This is a genomic window from Kingella denitrificans ATCC 33394 (assembly GCF_000190695.1).
Lineage (GTDB): Bacteria > Pseudomonadota > Gammaproteobacteria > Burkholderiales > Neisseriaceae > Kingella_A > Kingella_A denitrificans.
In genome coordinates, this window is sequence record NZ_GL870929.1 from 743,533 (window position 1) to 760,989 (window position 17,457).

The following is a 17,457-nucleotide window of genomic DNA, read 5'->3' on the forward strand; positions in this document are numbered from 1 at the left end:
ACGCTGTCGGCAGCCATGCACATTCTCAATATTGCAGGCTGCCTGTTTTTCGTCTGCACCCCACTTTCCTTCCTGGCCGAAGCGGCAGACAAAACACTGCACAAACAGCCGTTGCCATGGCTGACGTTGCTGAATCTGATTGCGGTTATGTTTGCGCTCGGCCTGATACTGGGTATGGGATGGGGAGCTAATCTTATTCGTCCACATCCGTAAAGGAAACATTATGATAAAAATTTTTTTTCAACAGCCGACTGGCTTCCTGTTTGAAATAACCGAGCAGGAGTTAGGTGCCATAAAAAAAGAAATCCGTCGCAGCCCGGAATATTGGCTGCACGGTGGTTTTCAAACAGCAAAATATCTAGTTTTTGCCTATATCAATGTGACATTCTTCACGCTGCTTTTATTTTTGCTGCTATTCCTTTTGTTCGATCATCCGCCAGAATATACGCTGCTCGATTTGACCAAACAGCTACAAGGAGCATTGTCATTCATTCCGATATTATTTGTAATAAAGGCGGTGGTTGATTGGGCAACCGGCAGATTGCATTTTTTCCGGCTATATGAGGACAGAAGATTGTTGGAAATACTGAAAGAACGTTATCCGGAAAGCAGCCTACAACCCTATCCGATACATCTGACGCAACAACCGCAGATTGTCGTTTTTTCCTTTAAATCCCTAGGGCATAAAGCCGTACGAAAACAGTCGGAGATATAAACATGGAAACCGTCCAAGAATACGAAATCATCATCCGTCTGACGAAAGAGAACGGCCGCTACGGTGCGGTAGCCGAAACTGTCTCCGGCGGACTGCTCGAATCCGTGCCGCCGCTTTCGGCAGCCGGTAACGATGCCCTGTACGCTCTGCTGCACGATTGGCACTGAAAAACAATTTTTCGGGTTGCATGAAAGAAGCGGAACGGCAGGAATCAGTAAAGAAAAATATGGAAGCTGAACGCGCAGGATGATCGACAGCATCTGTAAGCCGTTTGCTATAATCACAAGGAATTTGACCATGCATCCACATATTGACATGTCTATCCCCATCCTTCCTGCTACTACCCCCGCTTTTGGAGAATTGGCGCAACTGCTGCCGCCTTTTCGTGCCTTACTGCAAGGAGTGCAGCATCAGTTTGCGCAATTTACCCGATATATCCAAGACCCGGCGGCACGCGAAACGGCACACGCCCTTGCGGCCGCACAACAGCGTCAGGACGGTTTGGCCGAACAGCATTTCCGGCTGGCGGAACAATATGCGGATACCGCGCTGACCGTGCAGTGCTACCGCATATTTTACTGGTTGCAGACGGGGCAGTTCGCACAAATCAACCGGTTGCTGCAAACCGTGGATTTTACCCGCCACACGCATGAACAGGCAGCCCTGACCTATATGGCGCAGACCGCACTGAACTGCGGCCTGCTCGGCACCACCGGGCAGATTCTGCGCCTGTTGGACGGCGGTCAGGCGGCAACGGATATCGCCCACGCCGCAGGGATTTTAAGCTCGTTTTACTTTCCGGAGGAAGCTTGGACGGAACTATTCCTGGCGGCAAAAGCATATGTGCACCGACAGGCCGGTCCGCTGATTCAGTGCGGCGTTTTTTACAGCATAATTGACGATGCTCTGTTCAGCCTGATGCTGATAATTGACGAACCCGATATGGCCCGGCTGTCCGAAATCAACAACGGCTTTACCGAGTTCCTGTTGGATTACGAAGATGCGCACGGCTACCGCCTGCCGGCCGATATGGATATTGCCGTACACGGCATACAGGAATGGCAGCCATGAACGCACGGGATTTTTTAGACTACGCACAAAAGCAGACGGGGCAGTCCGAAGCTGCCGACCGGAGTGCCGCCAGCCGCGCCTATTATGCGGTATACCACGCATGTTTGGATTACGCGATGGTGCAAGGATTCGATTTCAGCCCGTTCCTGCATGGCGGCTACCACTCGCAACTGATTCGGTTTTACACCGAACACGGCAACCGGCAATACCGCGCTATCGGCAAAACGTTAAAACAAATGCGCGACTGCCGCGTTATGGCCGATTATGCCTTGGAAGCACCGTTTCCCGTCGCTCGGGCACATAACCAAATCCGTCAGGCCGTTGCATTGCTGGGAACGCTGGAAAAGCTTGCCGCCGGATAAACAACGTTTCCGAAAATAAAACCGTTTTCTCCGCCCCGTTTCGCAAGAAGCGGGGTTTTGTTTTCAGGCAGCCCGCCATTCAAAGTGCAGGCTGCCTTTCCTATTTGATTATTGTCTGAAAGGAGAATCCCATGGACACATCCATCTACCGTCAAGAATACGCACGTTTTACCGACTGGCTTGAAGAAAGCGGCAACGACGTCCTGCCGTCCGAAATCCAAGCCGCACTATGGCAGGGCTGGCTAGCGCGCGCCTCGCAGCAGGAGAAATATTTCAGACTGCCTGCCGCCTGCGGAAAACCCGAAACGCCGTCATCCACCCGCGTACATCATCTGATAGCGCGGGAACTGCTCAACCGTCTGCGTCAGGATAATACCGATTCACCCAATCTTTAAGCTGATTCCACGCTTCGTCGTCAAAAAAATCACCGTTTTGCCGATTCAGATCATCTGTCTGCTTCACCAGGGCCGCCATCGCCTCCCGGCGTTGCGGTTCGTCCAACAGGGCCAGCACGGGCGGCATCAGCAGCACCGTCTGTTCCGCAAATTTTGACAGTGCGCTCACCTGCCGCTGCAAGTCCGCCACCTGCGCCGCCAGTTCCTCGTTCTGCCGCTGCATTTCGTACACAAAGGCAAAACCCTTTTTCTGCAACGGCGTGAGTGTCTCCTGCCGTTCCTTTTTCTCTTTTTCCATATCAGGTTCCTTTATTTTTTAATCCAATTCAGAAAGGTTATACCATGCCGAGCGTAAACAAAATAGAACTGATGGGCAATTTGGGTCAAGACCCCGAAATCCGCTACTTCCCCGACGGCACGCCCGCCGCCAAAATCTCGCTGGCCGTGAGCGAGACGTGGACGGACAAAAACACCGGCCAAAAGCAGGAGCGCACCGAGTGGTTTACCGTGCTGTTCCGTAACAAGTTGGCCGAAACGGTCGGCCGCTACCTGCACAAGGGCGACACGCTTTTAGTGTGGGGCAGGATCCAGTCGCGCCAATTCACCGACAAAACGGATGCCGCGCGGACGGTCTGGGAAGTCCATGCCCATGAAATGCAAATTATCCGCACCAAAGATGCCGCCCCGCCTGCCGCCGTACCCAATGCCCATCCGTTTGACGATAATGGGGAAGATCCAGAATACGTCGGCATGTAACCCATATCCTTTCAAAACCGCAAAAGCAGCCTGCACTTTTCTACGGACGTGCAGACTGCTTTTTTTCTTATTCGCCGCACCATAAGGAATCCTGATGAAATCCAAAAAACTGCCCGCCGTTCTGTTTTTCCTGTTTGTTTGGACACCGCTATCGCTGGCTGCCGGGCTGTATGTCGGCGCGATCGTCTTTATCGGCAAAGCTTCGCTGAAAGCCGAACCCAGCCTGACCTTGTTACCGAAGGCATGGGCGGCAGCCAAACTCTCCGCCACGACCAAACAGGCTTTAATGATGGGGACGGCTGCCGCCGCACTGGCCGCACTGGTGCCGATAGTATTTTTTGCCGTTTTACTGCTGATGAAGCCCAAGCGCGAGCTGCACGGCTCGTCCCGCTTTGCCACAGCTGCCGAAATTGCCCAAGCAGGGCTGCTAATGCCACCGAAAAAATACCGCAAAGCCGAATATCCCGACATTTTGGTCGGCAAATTCAAGGGCAAATACCTGCGCTGGGCTTCCAACGAATTTATGTTCCTCGCCGCACGCACTCGTTCGGGCAAAGGCGTGAGCACCGTTGTGCCCAACTGCCTGCACTATGCGCACAGCATGGTGATTTACGACCCCAAGCTGGAAAACTATCTGATTAGTGCAGGTTTCCGTGCAACGATGCTGAAACAGAAAGTCTTTCTGTTCAACCCGTCCGGCAAAATGCCCGAACACGAAACCAATCCTACTCAGCCGCCGATGTCGCACCGCTGGAATCCGATGACCTACATCCGCCGCAACCCGCTCTATGCCTACAAGGATTTGAGCAATATGGCGAAAATCCTAATTCCCAAATCACCCAAAGACACGGGCACATCCAACTTCTTTACCGATAACGCACGCAAGCTGTTTGTCGGGCTGGGATTGTATCTGATTGAAACCGAAAGCGAGCGCGATTTGGCCGACTACCGGCAGCGCACTACGCTGACCAACCTGTTCAAGCTGACCGTTCCGCAAGACGGCAGCACGCTGTTTGAGTGGATTAAAAACGAACTGGACAGCCGCAACGAAGCCAGAAAGCCATTGAGCGAACAGGCACAGACACTGTTGCGTGCCTTTGCCAACAGCAATGCAAAATCGGGCAACGACGTACTCTCCACTATGACCACGCCGCTGGGCATCTTCCTTGACCCGGTGGTGGAAGCAGTTACCTCTGCCGATGATTTCCGTTTAGACAAAGTTCGCCAAGAGTTGATGACCATTTATGTAGGTGTGATTCCGACAGAAGCCGAAACGTTCAGCCGCCTGCTCAATCTGTTTTTCAGTCAGTTGGTGAACGTCAATGTGGAACAGGGACTGCCTGAAAACAACATCGTGCGCGGCAAGACCAAATTCCCCTACCAGTGCCTGCTGCTGATGGACGAATTTACCGCTCTGGGCGCAGTGCCCGCGATTAGCGAAGGCGTGTCCTACATCGCAGGCTACGGGCTTCGGCTGCTTATCATCATCCAAGCCCCAAGCCAAGTGGAAGCCGTGTACGGCCGCGACAATATGCGGACGTTTTTCACCAACTTCACCATGCGTGTCTTTTTCACGCCGCGTGAACAGTGGGAGGCGGAGGAATACAGCAAAATCATCGGTGATGAAACTTTCAAGGCCAAAAGCCGTTCCAGCAGCATGGGCAAAGGCAGCAGTACCAGCACTTCAGACCAACGGCGTGCGGTAATGAATCCGGACGAAATCAAACGGATGCCGATGGAAAACTGTGTCATAGACATGGCGGGCGTGCCTGCCGTGTATGCCGAAAAAATCGTCTATTGGCGCGACCCCGTATTCAAAGAACGTGCATTGATGCCGCCGCCGCAAATCCCCGTGCTGGAAGTGGTACTCAAACAGGGCAGACATAACAGTATTGCCCCTGCGCGCACCGAGGACATCCCCGCCGAAGAACTTCCCGCCACCGACCCGAAAACCATCGGTAATGCGGCGGAGATGGCCTTTTGCTTGGCCAAAGGCAATGTCCGCGCAGGCGACGGCCAAGATTTCATCATCCGGCAGGCGGAAATTGCCGCTGAAGCCTTTTTCGTGGACAGCCGTCCGCTGTTGGCAAGACTACTCGACCATGTCGGCAAACTGGAAAAGCAGGCTGCCTGAAACCCTTAAGGAATAAATCATGACGATAACCTACGAAACCGACTACGACGAAGTCCGTAACGCACTGACCTACCTTGACCCCAACGACCGGGAAACCTGGTGGAAAGTCGGGGCGGCACTCAAATCCGAATTTGACGAAGGCGGCCGGGGCCTTTGGGAAGATTGGAGCCGCAGCTACCCGAAATGGAACGAGCGCGAATCGAACGCGCAGTGGAAAAGTTTCAAGTACGGCCACATCCATATCGGCACGCTGTTCCATATGGCCAAGGCCAACGGCTTTACCTTTTCGCAAAGTTACCGCACCCCAACTGCCGAAGAAACAGCGCATAGGGAAGCCGAGTGGGCGGTCAAACGCGAAGTGCAGGATGCATGGGATAAAGTATCACGCGATCATGCGGCCAGAACGGCGAATATCGTTTGGGAAAATGCCAATACCCGCCCGGCCGATGCCGGATTTCCCTACCTGCGCGACAAAGGCATTGCCGACCCCGCTGTTTTGGCCAATGCCCGTATCAACCGCTTCAAAGACGAAGACCGTCTGGTCATTCCGATGTACGACCGCCCGAACCATATCGTCAACCGCCAGGCCATCGATGCAAACGGCGGCAAATTCTTCCTGCCAGGCGGAGAAGTGGGCGGCGCGTACGGCAAAATCGCCGCCCCGAACAGCGACTGGACGGGCGGCGTGTATTTGGCCGAAGGGTTTGCCACCGCCGCCAGCATCCATATGGCCACCGGCAAGCCCGTCGTCATTGCCTTTAATGCGGGCAACCTGCCCAAAGTCGCCGCCAAAATGGCCGCTATGCTGCCGGAAAACGCCCCCGTCTACATCGCCGCTGACAATGATGCCAGCCAAACGGGCATAAAAAAAGCCGCCGAAGCCGCACAGGTGCTCGGCAACCGCGCCCGGGTGGTGATGCCCGAATTTACCGGGGATGAGATTGCGCGTTTCCAACAAAAACACGGACAGGACAGTCGGCCCAGCGACTTCAACGATTTGCACGAGCTGCGAGGACTGGATGCCGTACAAAGTGCATTGAACCGGCCGCTTGCCCCAGAAACGTTGCCCGAAACGGCGGCGGTACGTCATGAAGAAGTGCGCGAACACAATAACGCGCAAGCCATCGCAGGGCTTGAACCGGCCGAAGCACAGCAGCTTTTTGAAGCCGAATTAGGCAAAATCAACAACGTCAAAATCCGCGATTCAGTGAAGCGCGAATTGGCGGCGCGCGATGTGGGTTTCAGGCTGCCGGAACGGCAAAAGCAGCCAGCACCGGCCCAAACGGCACTGCCCGGATCGTCCCAAGGTTTGAATGAAGGGCCGGATACGCCGTTTACCCGGGCGGTCGACGATGTGGTCAGCGGTAACGTATCCGCAGGCTACATCGCCCTCGGTACGACGCCCGACGTGCTGCAAATGCTGGGTGTCCCGCAGGGCAAAGTCCGTATTTCGGGCGGCACGATTGAAAAAGCGATGGCGAAATATATCGGACGTTCGCACAACTACGACCAAAACGACCATTGGGTCCGCCCGGGTGATTTAAAGCAGTTGCAAAGCCAAATGAACGATCCGATCGCTATATTCCAATCAGCCACCAATGCCCATTCCCTGGTTGTGCTGACGGAATTATACGAATACGAAGACAATAAAGAAAAGCCCATGATTGCAGCCTTGCATATCAATAAGGGCAAGGGCAAGCATGGTGCTGATTTGATTAACGTGAGCAGTGTTTACGGCAGATCAGATATGCAGCTCGTGCGAGCGTTCGACACAGATTTGCTTTATGCAAACGAAAAGAAAGTTCAAGATTTTTTGACTACCCATCCGCTTCAATTGCATTGGGATATTACGTCTAGCTCCGAACTTTCTATGCGTAATATTAAAACAGAAATGGATTTGGTGCAATGGCAAAATGCGCAAAAACAGCCAATTCAGCCAAATCCGCAACAATCCATCCCACGGGAACCGGTTCGGCGCGACGGATTGGTGCAGCCTGAAAAGCAGCCTGCACCCGAAAAATCCGCCGCACATTCCGAACGCGCGCCGTGGAATGACTTTCCTCCCCTAATCCGTAACGGCACATTGGAAGAACTCAAAAACAGCGAAAACTATCAGGCGGCCAAAGCTGGCGATAGCAAAGCAGCTTTGAGTTTGGTACAATCACTGCTCAATGAGCAAACCATTGCCGAAATTCAGGAAATGGCCGGCGGACGCGAGCCGGTGATTGTTGCGGTACGGGCAGAAGAATCTGCCGGGCGCAATAAGATTCCATTTATGATGGCGAGAGCATTATCCAGCCAAACAGGTTGGCAGGTGGACACAAAACTCTTTCAAGCCAACTTTGCGGGCCGCACAGGCACAGATGCCGTTTACCGTTTGGCCAATCCGCCAATATTCAGGGGCGACGTGCAGGCGGGACGCGATTATTTGATTGTGGACGACAATTCCACAATGGGCGGTACAATCGCATCATTGCGCGGTTATATTGAAAACCGCGGCGGACACGTTATCGGCGCGGCCGTGATGAGTGCGCGCGAAACCGGCCTGGATATTGTGCCGACACAAAAGCAATTGGACGACATTCAAAGAAAACATGGAGATGCACCCAATGATTACTGGACAAACACCTTCGGATACGGCATTGACCACCTCACAAGAGGCGAGGCAGGTACAATTCGCACATCCCCGTCTTTTGACCGACTCAGAAGTGGAATTGATGCTGCAAGACTTCAACGAAGCGAACGAATGGGCGATAGAGGAATTGCGCAGAAATCCGTGGACACCGCGCAAAGCCCCGAGCCAAAACACCTGAACCGCAACCCCAGAACAGCCGATGACAAACCGTTATCGGCTGTTTCTTTTGCCCAAAAGGAAAACATCATGACCGACCTGTCCCCCGAACAAATCCGCAGCTATGCGCAGCGCATTGCCAACATTACCGACGAAGCCGACCGCAACGCCGCCATCGACGAATTTGCCGAAAGTCACGGCACCAATATCCGCCGCCAAGTCGGCGAAATCCTGCAGGAGCAGGCAGCGCGGGTGGTTTCCGGGCAAACTGAAAACCTGACCGGAACGCAGCCGGATACCACACACACAGCCGCCGAACAAGCGGCTGTTTCCTTATCTGCAACGGACAAAACCACCCCGGTAGAAAAACACTATTCCGAGCAAATCATTGACCAGCTGACAGAACAGCACGGCTGGAAAAAGCAGGATGCCCTAACCGCCCAAAAAACCTTTCAAGGCATTAAGGAAGGCGGCATGCTCAACCCCGACGGCAACCATGTTATGTATGCCCGTTTCAATGAAACGGGGCGCTATCTTGCCTTAGAAAGCGGTTGGGACACCGTATTCGACATTGATGCACGCGATATCGCCCCTCCTGCCGCTGCCGAAGTGTTTGACCGTTATGCCGGACAATACGCACGCCAAAATACCGTGCCATCGTGGGACGAAATGTTTCGAGAGCTGCACAATAGCAGCAATCTGTATTGGGAACGTCAGGAAGCAGAACAATCGCCACAGCAACCGGACACTCCGAACATGGAGCAACAGCTCAAGACGGAACTTGAGAATACCGCCTTGCCCGAAAATATGTATTTTGAAACGGAAACATTGTCCAATGGCCGGGCTATCGCCCGTATCCAAATACAGGGCTACGACAATGAAATCATGCTGGATAAACTGGAGCAAGGCGGTTATATCGCTACGTTTAATGATTTCCATTTGGAGTTTAACCAGTTGTCTGCCCTTCGGGAAATGACTTCCCGATTAGAGCGTGAATACCGTGAATACATGGAATACATGGAGAATCAGGCCATGCGTGAAACCGCTGAAAATCCCACCCAAACAGCCGCCGAACAAGCGGCTGTTTCCGCATCCGACTCACCGGAACCGCAGGTTGCCACAGAACAGGCCGCCGATACGCAACCTGAATCTGCCGCCGAAACCGTGCCGGACGAAGAAAACGGCATCGAATTTGACGGTGAAGCGCAGGATTTGGAACAAGAAGCACCTGAAGCCGGACCCACTTTCAGGCAGCCTGAAAACCCCGCACCTGAACGGGAAACCATTACTGCCGAAGAAGTTCGGCAGAACCTGGCGCGTGCCAGGGCGGCGGAAGCACTTGAACGGCAGGATGGGCAAAAGCAGCCTGTACCCGAACGGCAGCCAGAAACCGTACCGCAGCAACAGGAAACCCGCCCTCAAACTGCACCGGAAGCCGACTTGGGCAGCCTGTTTGACGAAACCGCTCCGCAGCCTGCACGCGAACCTGCACCATCCGAAAATCCCTCCGTTCCGCAAAAACCCAAGCCTGTGCTGGATTTAGACTACGAAACCGCATCCGGTCTGAACCAACGCTATATTCGCATGGAAGGCAAATATCTCGATTTAAACAACCGCACCACGGTAATGTTTGAAGACCAGGGCGGAAAAATCAAAACGGCGGCAGCCGATCCACAGGTTATCCGCGATATGCTGGACACGGCGCAGGCGAAAAACTGGGGAAGTATCAAAATTTCGGGCAGCCGCGAGTTTAAACAGGCGATGTGGCTGGAAGCGGAACTGCGCGGCATCCCCAGCACCGGCTACAAACCGGGCAGGGAGGATTTGGCTTTGCGCGACCAGTTGTTGGCCGATCGGCAGCGCAATGGTATTGAGCAAATTCAGCCGCAACAGTCAAGGCAGCCTGAAAACAGCTCAGTGCAGAGTTCGTCTGCCGAACCCCATTCGCAAGACAGAAAAGTACAGGCAGCCGAATATCAAAAAGGCGTTATGTTGCTGGAACACGGCGCGGCTCCGTATCTGCATAATCCTGATAACCGTACGAACTATTTCGTGAAATACGAACAGGATGGTGAAATCCGGGAACGTTGGGGGGTGGAATTGGAGAGCGCGCTCACCGAAAGCGGTGCGCAGGCAGGCGACCGGATTGAAATTCATGACTTGGGTAGACAACCGGTAGTCGTGAACATACTCGTTCGGGATGAAAGCGGCAAAATCGTGCGTGATGAGCAGGGCAACAAAGTTTTTGAAGAAAAGGAAGTGGAAAAAAACCTGTTCAGGATAGAGGTACTGGAACGACAGCAGGACAGGCAGCCTGAAAACGTCCGTGTGCGGCAGAATGGCCCGCTGCCGGACCAAAGTGCCTTGGTGCATTCTGAAGCTGCCCAAGCAGCTGCAAAAGCAGATACGTCCAAAGAAAAAGTGCTCGCTGCCGAAATACAGCACCGTGCGGCACAATTTGCGAACGGACAGCAGCGTCCAACCGGCCAGGTTGCGGCAACGCCCAACCACGCTTTGGAGTCGGCACGCGCCCTGTACCAACAACAGTTGGGCAAAAGCCGCAAAGAGGTCAAGGCAACGGTGCAGTATCTGGAAAACATACAGCGCAAAATGACCGAAACCCTGGAACCCGCCCTGCGCGACAGGCAGATGCAGCGTTTTTACGAAAGCGTGACCGCCGATATGAAATCCGGCAACATCCCCACACCCAAGCGCACTGCCGGACAGAATCAAACCCATCGGAATGAAACGCGGCATCCGGCACATGAACAGGAAAACGAGCAGGAAATGTAGTGTGTTTCCCAAAGCAGCCTGCACCATAAAACACGGTGCAGGCTGCTTTTTTACGACCGTTTTCTGACCAATATAACAGATAGGAAAGGATAAAACCCATGTCAATCCACCGCCAGATAGACGATTGGTTTCTCGGTTACGCCACCCGTGCCGTCCGCAGTAAAGAAAACCCGCTGCCTCGTATGCGCGGTGGCAGAGGTAAAGGACTGAAAACCGGCTTCGGCCTGCGCAACCTGGTTGCCGCCGCCAAAAAACACCCCGAAGTAATGGTCAAAATTCCCAAACGGTTAAGCCAAAACTCCAAAGGGTTGCGCGGCATCCGCAATCATTTGGACTATGTTTCCCGCAACGGGGAGGTGGAGTTGGAAACACACACGGGCGAAAAATTGTACGGCAAAAAAGACGTAAAACGGCTGCTGCACCAATGGCAGAAATCCGGTATCCCCGAAGAAAGTCGCCACCGCGAAGCCATAAACATCGTGTTGTCTATGCCCGCAGGCACGCCGCCGGAAGCCGTCAAGAACGCCGCACGCGAGTTTGCCGCCGAACAGTTCCCGAACAACCAATATGCCTTTGCCTTGCATCACGAAGCCGAGCGGGAAGGCGAACCGCCGCATCCGCACGTCCACTTGTGTGTGCTGATGCAGAACGATATGGGTGAACGGCTCAACCCGCGCAAGAATGATTTGTTTGAGTGGCGCGTCCGCTTTGCCGAAAAACTGCGGGACGAAGGCGTGCAATGCGCCGCCACCAAACGGCCGCAGCGCGGCAAGACGCAGAAAGCGGAGAATAGCATTGTCCGAGCCGTAAAACAGCGTGGTGTACAGCCTGAACGGGTCAAGCAGTGGCAAATCGAATTGGCGGCCGCCATTAAAGAGCAGCGCGCACCGGTCCACCCTTATTTGGACAAAGCCGTCAAAACCCGGGACGAATTGGCGCAGGAATACGCACAAATCGCTCAAGCCCTGTACCGGCAGGGTTACAAGACAGAAGCACGGCTGATTGGCCAGCTGAAGCGGCAGCTTGATACGCAGGATTTCACGACCCGAATGCAGCAGAGCTACCGCACGGAAAATGCCAAAATTAGGTTCGGCCAAATGTCGCAACCTGAAAAGCAGCCTGCACCCGAAATCCCGAAAAAGCAGCCTGCACCCGAAAGGCAGCCTGCAAAACACCGTTCCGCCGAGACCGACCAAGACTACGAAAGCGAGCGTTGACCATGCCCTTCAAACAACTCACCTTCTACCGCATTGCCGACAGCCTTCCCGCGCCCGATATTGTTGCCGCCAAACTTGCAGAATATCCCTTCTCGCCCTGCCCGGGGTTGGATTGGTTTAGCGAAGGCTTCGCCCCCATCCTTCCCGACAGCGGCAGCCTGACCTGTATCGCGGGCAATACGTTAGGCTTCATTCTGCACCGCGAAGAAAAAGTGCTGCCGCCATCCCTAATCTCCGCCAAAGTTGATGAAACCGTCCAGCGCATCGCCCAAGCCGAACACCGGCCGGTCGGCAAGCGGGAACGGCACGAAATCCGCGAACGGGTGGTCGATGCACTGTTACCCCAAGCACTGGCCAAACCCTCACGGACTTACGCCGTAATTGATTATGCCCGCAGCCTGCTGCTGGTCAATGCCGCCCCGAAAGCTGCCGAGAACCTGCTGGCCAAACTGCGCGAAGCCCTAGGCGGTCTGGCCGTCAGGCTGCCCGAAACCCGAAGGCAGCCTGCACACGTCATGACCGAATGGCTTGCCGAAGGTGAAGCCGCCGAACCGTTTGAGCTGGGTGACAGCGGCACGTTCAAACACACGCAGTGCGGCGCAAAAATCACCGCCGCCAAAGAAAACCTGACCGACAGCCGCATCGCCGGGTTGCTGCAAGACGGTAAAACCGTCCGCGAACTCGGCCTTATCTGGCGCGAACAGGTTGCTTTTTCCCTAACCGATGAATTGACCCTGCGGCGGATAAAGTTCACCGACCAAATAACCGAAGAAGTAAAACGGCAGGGAGACGATGCCGATACGCTGTTTCGCGCCGAACAGCTCATCCAAGCGGAAACATTAACGGCACTGATTGGGGATTGGGCGGAGGTGGCAGGCGGGTGGATAGAAGGTTGAATAGTACAAAGTAAAATTTCAGGCAGCCTCAATCTTGCTTGAAAGCATGGATATTTTGAAAGGAAACAGCAATGGCAAAAATAGACGTACACGGATTGACCGAAGAGGAAAAAGAAACCCTGAAACAACTGGCATTGCAGCACACGGGCAAAGCCAATATTTCCGGCTTTGTAAAACAGTGGCTGCGTGCGCAACGAGACAAACCGGCAATCCCCAAGCTTTATCCGACGATACCGGCGGCCAGTACCCAGCAGAAAACAATGAGGCTGGAACTCAAACTGCCCCCCCATATTGCCGATTACCTGACACAAGGTGCGAAGATCGGCAAAATGTCGGCTAACCGCTATGCCCTAGCGATTTTAGCCGGCTATATAGACCAACACCCTATCCTAACCGACAACGAAGTAACCGCACTTTACCAATCCAACTACCAGCTCGTAAAAATCGGAAACAACCTCAACCAGATTGCCCGTAAACTCAATGCCGGAGAAACGGCTTCCCTGACTAGCCAAAATATTGCAGAGCTGGCAGCCTTTATTGACCAACATACCGACAAAGTCGGCGAACTCATACGGCAGTACCGCAAACGTACACAACGCTGACCGTTCAACTCGTCATAGAAGCCTACGGCCGCACCCGGAAAACGGAGTGCGGCCGTAGGCTTTTTTGCGTCGTTAGAAAAGCACCCCTTCCATCAATACAGCCGCAAAGCGGCGTTTCTGCCGGAAGGCGGAATAACAAAACGCAGCAGTTTTGTCGGCGGCTGCCTATCCTGCGTTCTAGCTTAAAAATTGTTCTACCTAGAAAGATTTGGGTTTTTGAATAGAAAGGTACACGGGATGCGGGAAATTTTTCGTTATACAAGGGAAAATGACGTTAAATTTGTCTATTTTATGTCCATATAATGTCTATATATATCTTAATATTGTCTTTATTTTTGTCTATTTGTGTCTATATTTGTCTTTTAATATCCATATATGGCTATTTTCGTCTTATTTTATCTACTATTTTGTCTCATTATTGGCTATAATTCGTCCGATATATTGGCGTAATATGTCTATTTATGGCTATTTTTGACCATGCTTAACTAATGGAATTGGAAATATGGATACGGATTTGAAAAACTTCATCGAAACAAACAGGGCGACGGGAAAATCACGGAAATTGGATCGGTTTTCCGAGCAGATTACAACACTGAAAGATTTGGGATTTAGTGACAGCGATGTTTTGCGTTTCCTATCCGAAAAAAAGGGGGTAGTTGTCAGCCAGCGTACGCTTACGCGCTTCATCAATCGGAACAAGACATTACCGAAGGAGCATCCGGCCGGACAACCTGCGGCAGAATCCGGCAGGCTGCCGAAATCCGAGGCTGTCCGCAGCATTCCGGTGCAGTCTGAAGCTTCCGAATCTGAAACGGTAGCGGGGACAAAGCCCTTTAACTGGGAAGAAGCCAAGAAGGAAGACTGGCATGATTTGATTTGACCATTCAATATTACGAAATCCGTTACGAAATTAACATCTAATTGTTTTCAAATAGATATTTGAGTTTCGTAACACAGTTTCGTAACGGTTTTATCACGCCCCGCATGAGTTTCGTAACGCGGTTTTGCCGTTTCGTAACACACTAAAAGCCCGAATCCGGAACAGGGAGGTCCTGTCCGGATTCGGGCTTTTTTTCGGTTTTTTGTTTCGGAATTTCAGGCGGCCCGCCTTGCGCGGTAGGCGGCCTGCCGCTCGGCGGCGGTGGCGTATTTTTTCGGCCGGCCGCCTTTGCGTGTATGGGGTTGGGCGCTGTCTTGCAACAGGCTGTTGCCAGCCTGTCGGATATGCCCGGATGGGATTTCGACAAAATCGGCATCAATAACGTCGTTGCCCTGCCAGCCGATCTGCGGAATACCGTCTGCGCGGTTGCTGCGTATCGGCGTCTGCGGTTTTGCGTCGCAATTTGACGGGTATCCGCGTTGTGCAACGGTCATATTACTTCTTTGCTCAAACGGCTGTCTGTGCGTATCTGCGGGGCGGCAATCGGCATATTCTGTTTCGCCACTCCATTCGTCCGCTTCATCAGCCCCGTCCTTACCGACAAAGTTTCCGGCGGTGATGTCGATGCCTTTTGATACTCGGCTCGGATCGTACATTTGAACCGTTATATGCCCGGCCTGCTTCGGGTGTGCGGTTTCGTTGCGCCGCACCAGTTCCCTGTCAATCATGAAATCCTGCATATCGGCACCGAAACGGTTCAACAGGCGCGGTATGAGCCGTTGCTCCAAACCGTGCAGGAAGCGGTTTTCATATTCGAGCATGGCGCATTCATGCTGCCAATATTCGGCTTCCCTGCGGTATTGGTCGCGCTGCAGTTGCCGTATACCCAGCCATGCCATCGTGCCTAAAAAACCCAGTACGCCGAAGCCTAAAACGCTATCAAGCATGACGCACCTCCGCTCTTTCGCATTGGCACATAGCAAAATACGGGGTTTTGTAACGCACCGATACCCTTTTTGAAAGGGTAGGGCCGGTTTGATGGTATTTCGTAACGGGTTTTGTAACGGATTTTGTTACGAAACCATGGGGTTTCGTCACAGGTTTCGTAACATGGCTTTTGTATTGTGCAACAGGTTGATTGGATTTCGTAACAGATCGGCCGGGAGAACGGCGGACGGATGGGCGGCAAAGCGCGCCGGTTTGATACAGTTGCTGCATGACAGACTGCCTTTCACAATGTTAAAAATAAAGCCGCATTGCGTTTCCACGCGCAAGGCGGCAGGTATGGGACGGGGGTGGAAAAACGGCCATTGTGAAACCGCCGGGCTTGCACCCACCCGACCCGCCTGCCATCGGCAGGAACAATGTTGTACAGCTTTCCACGGCTGCGGATACTATTGTAACAGTTTTCAAATTGCCCGGGCAATTCAAAGCAGCCCCTATGTCAGGTTTCCAGGGTGCAGGCTGCTTTTTGGCAACAATGTCCGAAGCCCGATAGTGTTTTCCGACAAGAAGCGTCTTTATTACGGCCTAAATTTTTCTGTTGGCCAAATCTGAAACACCCGTATGGGCAAGTAAAACCCGCCGCCGACAAATGCATCAACCAGTCACGCATTTTTTGCTCTTGATGCCTAATCTATTGTTTGGAAATGATTACTTCCGTACGGTCGACAAATTTGTTTTTTCAAAGTAGAATGCCGTGTAAGAAATACAAACGGTCGAAACGATGAATACAAAACCTGTTTTAGTAGATTTATTTTGCGGATGCGGCGGCTTCGGTTTGGGAGCCGAACTTGCGGGATTTCACACCATTGCGGCTATCGATATAGATCCCACTCTCCAATCCGCCTATAAAAATAATTTTCCTCATACAAAAGTACTGAATAAAGATTTATCCTTATTGGACGAAAACGGCTGGCGCCATATTTTAGGGCGGCAAAAAATCGACGGTGTGATAGGTGGGCCGCCATGCCAAGGATATTCGAGAATGGGGATTGGTGATGTTAATGATCCCAGGAGAAAACTGCTGGAAGATTTTTTCAGGCACGTCAATATACTGGACCCGAAATTTTTCGTGATGGAGAATGTTGAGGGTCTGATCGACAAACGCAATTTACCGCAACTGAATAAAGCACTTTCCATCGTAAATAAAAAGTACACATTAATCGGCCCCCTTATTGTCGATGCTTCCGACTGCGGCGCCCCCACTAAACGCCGGCGGGTGATTATTGTAGGTTACGATAAAGCACATTTTGATTCCTTATCTGAAAGCCATTTCAGATTTACTTTGCCTAAAGTCAATGTTGCCGATGCCATTAAAGACCTTCCGGCACCTATTCCCCATTCTGATTCGGGTTATGATTGGGGGTTTTCTGCCTACCCTGAAGCTTCCGAACTGTCTGAATATGCGCGGCAAATGAGAAGCCCCGCTCCAAAAGGATTAGGGTTGTCAGATGCAATAAAAAAACATGCGGCGGGAGAGGTATCGGGATTGTTTGCCACCGTTCATTCTCCGACGGTTGCCGAACGCTATAAAAAAACCAATCCCGGGGAGACGGATCCCGTCAGCCGTTCCAAAAAACTATCGTGGGACGGCTTATGCCCGACATTAAGGGCGGGGACCGGATCGGATAAAGGAAGTTTCCAATCCGTCCGGCCGCTTCATCCGGAAGAAGGCCGCGTTATTACGGTCAGAGAAGCGGCACGGCTACAAGGATTCCCGGATTGGTTTACATTCCATCCGACAAAATGGCATAGTTTCAGAATGATTGGGAATAGTGTTTCCCCCATTGTGTCGAAACAGATTTTAAGTGTCATCCATCAAAAACTGAATAAGAAATAACCG

General features: G+C 52.6%; 16 protein-coding genes. 14 read left to right on the top strand and 2 right to left on the bottom strand.

What is annotated here, in order from left to right; translation table 11 throughout:
* The first annotated feature begins 15 nt into the window (after window positions 1-15).
* The 6 genes from HMPREF9098_RS11660 to HMPREF9098_RS11670 all read left to right on the top strand — a co-directional run bounded on the left by HMPREF9098_RS11660 (window position 16) and on the right by HMPREF9098_RS11670 (window position 2,543).
* Window positions 16-213: a hypothetical protein gene (locus tag HMPREF9098_RS11660; protein WP_003782146.1), complete on the top strand. Its 198-nt coding sequence runs from the start codon at window positions 16-18 to the stop codon at window positions 211-213.
* Window positions 214-223: 10 nt separating this feature from the next.
* Window positions 224-715, top strand: a complete 492-nt coding sequence (locus tag HMPREF9098_RS03700; protein WP_003782147.1) for a hypothetical protein — start codon at window positions 224-226, stop codon at window positions 713-715.
* Window positions 716-717: 2 nt separating this feature from the next.
* On the top strand, window positions 718-882 hold the full coding sequence (locus HMPREF9098_RS11665) for a hypothetical protein (protein WP_003782148.1): 165 nt from the start codon (window positions 718-720) through the stop codon (window positions 880-882).
* Window positions 883-1,012: 130 nt separating this feature from the next.
* Window positions 1,013-1,786: a hypothetical protein gene (locus HMPREF9098_RS03705; RefSeq protein ID WP_040564234.1), complete on the top strand. Its 774-nt coding sequence runs from the start codon at window positions 1,013-1,015 to the stop codon at window positions 1,784-1,786.
* Window positions 1,783-2,148, top strand: coding sequence for a hypothetical protein (locus HMPREF9098_RS03710; RefSeq protein WP_040564235.1), 366 nt, complete (start codon window positions 1,783-1,785; stop codon window positions 2,146-2,148). The genes HMPREF9098_RS03705 and HMPREF9098_RS03710 overlap by 4 nt, the downstream gene beginning before the upstream one ends.
* Window positions 2,149-2,279: 131 nt before the next feature.
* Window positions 2,280-2,543, top strand: coding sequence for a hypothetical protein (locus HMPREF9098_RS11670; RefSeq protein ID WP_003782153.1), 264 nt, complete (start codon window positions 2,280-2,282; stop codon window positions 2,541-2,543).
* Here the strand turns inward: HMPREF9098_RS11670 and HMPREF9098_RS03715 are convergent.
* A complete protein-coding gene (locus tag HMPREF9098_RS03715) occupies window positions 2,500-2,841 on the bottom strand; it encodes a hypothetical protein (RefSeq protein ID WP_003782154.1) in 342 nt (113 codons plus the stop codon). The two genes, HMPREF9098_RS11670 and HMPREF9098_RS03715, sit on opposite strands and share 44 nt — an antisense overlap.
* A gap of 44 nt (window positions 2,842-2,885) precedes the next feature.
* Here HMPREF9098_RS03715 and HMPREF9098_RS03720 point away from each other — a divergent pair, with 44 nt between their 5' ends.
* The 7 genes from HMPREF9098_RS03720 to HMPREF9098_RS03750 all read left to right on the top strand — a co-directional run bounded on the left by HMPREF9098_RS03720 (window position 2,886) and on the right by HMPREF9098_RS03750 (window position 14,612).
* Entirely contained in the window at window positions 2,886-3,299 is a 414-nt protein-coding gene (locus tag HMPREF9098_RS03720) for a single-stranded DNA-binding protein (RefSeq protein WP_003782158.1), read from the top strand.
* A 94-nt stretch (window positions 3,300-3,393) separates the two neighbouring features.
* A complete protein-coding gene (locus HMPREF9098_RS03725) occupies window positions 3,394-5,433 on the top strand; it encodes a type IV secretory system conjugative DNA transfer family protein (protein ID WP_003782160.1) in 2,040 nt (679 codons plus the stop codon).
* A gap of 19 nt (window positions 5,434-5,452) precedes the next feature.
* Window positions 5,453-11,017 (top strand): MuF-C-terminal domain-containing protein, encoded by a 5,565-nt coding sequence (locus HMPREF9098_RS11150; RefSeq protein WP_003782161.1) that lies wholly within the window; start codon window positions 5,453-5,455, stop codon window positions 11,015-11,017.
* Window positions 11,018-11,115: 98 nt separating this feature from the next.
* Window positions 11,116-12,234 (top strand): relaxase/mobilization nuclease domain-containing protein, encoded by a 1,119-nt coding sequence (locus HMPREF9098_RS03735; protein ID WP_003782162.1) that lies wholly within the window; start codon window positions 11,116-11,118, stop codon window positions 12,232-12,234.
* 2 nt (window positions 12,235-12,236) lie between these two features.
* Window positions 12,237-13,130: a recombination-associated protein RdgC gene (locus tag HMPREF9098_RS03740; protein WP_040564236.1), complete on the top strand. Its 894-nt coding sequence runs from the start codon at window positions 12,237-12,239 to the stop codon at window positions 13,128-13,130.
* A gap of 71 nt (window positions 13,131-13,201) precedes the next feature.
* On the top strand, window positions 13,202-13,732 hold the full coding sequence (mobC, locus tag HMPREF9098_RS03745; RefSeq protein WP_003782167.1) for a plasmid mobilization relaxosome protein MobC: 531 nt from the start codon (window positions 13,202-13,204) through the stop codon (window positions 13,730-13,732).
* Window positions 13,733-14,234: 502 nt separating this feature from the next.
* Window positions 14,235-14,612, top strand: a complete 378-nt coding sequence (locus HMPREF9098_RS03750) for a hypothetical protein (RefSeq protein WP_003782168.1) — start codon at window positions 14,235-14,237, stop codon at window positions 14,610-14,612.
* Between the two features lie 215 nt (window positions 14,613-14,827).
* Here HMPREF9098_RS03750 and HMPREF9098_RS03755 read toward each other — a convergent pair whose 3' ends face one another.
* Entirely contained in the window at window positions 14,828-15,559 is a 732-nt protein-coding gene (locus HMPREF9098_RS03755; RefSeq protein ID WP_003782170.1) for a hypothetical protein, read from the bottom strand.
* Between the two features lie 779 nt (window positions 15,560-16,338).
* Between HMPREF9098_RS03755 and HMPREF9098_RS03765 the strand changes: the two genes are divergently transcribed.
* Complete coding sequence (locus HMPREF9098_RS03765) at window positions 16,339-17,454, top strand: DNA cytosine methyltransferase (protein ID WP_003782172.1); 1,116 nt, start codon at window positions 16,339-16,341, stop codon at window positions 17,452-17,454.
* Window positions 17,455-17,457: the final 3 nt, after the last annotated feature.

Coding starts and splice junctions, on each gene's coding strand:
- HMPREF9098_RS11660 (WP_003782146.1), top strand. CDS start 16: ATGCACATTCTCAATATTGCAGGCTGCCTGTTTTTCGTCTGCACCCCA.
- HMPREF9098_RS03700 (WP_003782147.1), top strand. CDS start 224: ATGATAAAAATTTTTTTTCAACAGCCGACTGGCTTCCTGTTTGAAATA.
- HMPREF9098_RS11665 (WP_003782148.1), top strand. CDS start 718: ATGGAAACCGTCCAAGAATACGAAATCATCATCCGTCTGACGAAAGAG.
- HMPREF9098_RS03705 (WP_040564234.1), top strand. CDS start 1,013: ATGCATCCACATATTGACATGTCTATCCCCATCCTTCCTGCTACTACC.
- HMPREF9098_RS03710 (WP_040564235.1), top strand. CDS start 1,783: ATGAACGCACGGGATTTTTTAGACTACGCACAAAAGCAGACGGGGCAG.
- HMPREF9098_RS11670 (WP_003782153.1), top strand. CDS start 2,280: ATGGACACATCCATCTACCGTCAAGAATACGCACGTTTTACCGACTGG.
- HMPREF9098_RS03715 (WP_003782154.1), bottom strand. CDS start 2,841: ATGGAAAAAGAGAAAAAGGAACGGCAGGAGACACTCACGCCGTTGCAG.
- HMPREF9098_RS03720 (WP_003782158.1), top strand. CDS start 2,886: ATGCCGAGCGTAAACAAAATAGAACTGATGGGCAATTTGGGTCAAGAC.
- HMPREF9098_RS03725 (WP_003782160.1), top strand. CDS start 3,394: ATGAAATCCAAAAAACTGCCCGCCGTTCTGTTTTTCCTGTTTGTTTGG.
- HMPREF9098_RS11150 (WP_003782161.1), top strand. CDS start 5,453: ATGACGATAACCTACGAAACCGACTACGACGAAGTCCGTAACGCACTG.
- HMPREF9098_RS03735 (WP_003782162.1), top strand. CDS start 11,116: ATGTCAATCCACCGCCAGATAGACGATTGGTTTCTCGGTTACGCCACC.
- HMPREF9098_RS03740 (WP_040564236.1), top strand. CDS start 12,237: ATGCCCTTCAAACAACTCACCTTCTACCGCATTGCCGACAGCCTTCCC.
- mobC (WP_003782167.1), top strand. CDS start 13,202: ATGGCAAAAATAGACGTACACGGATTGACCGAAGAGGAAAAAGAAACC.
- HMPREF9098_RS03750 (WP_003782168.1), top strand. CDS start 14,235: ATGGATACGGATTTGAAAAACTTCATCGAAACAAACAGGGCGACGGGA.
- HMPREF9098_RS03755 (WP_003782170.1), bottom strand. CDS start 15,559: ATGCTTGATAGCGTTTTAGGCTTCGGCGTACTGGGTTTTTTAGGCACG.
- HMPREF9098_RS03765 (WP_003782172.1), top strand. CDS start 16,339: ATGAATACAAAACCTGTTTTAGTAGATTTATTTTGCGGATGCGGCGGC.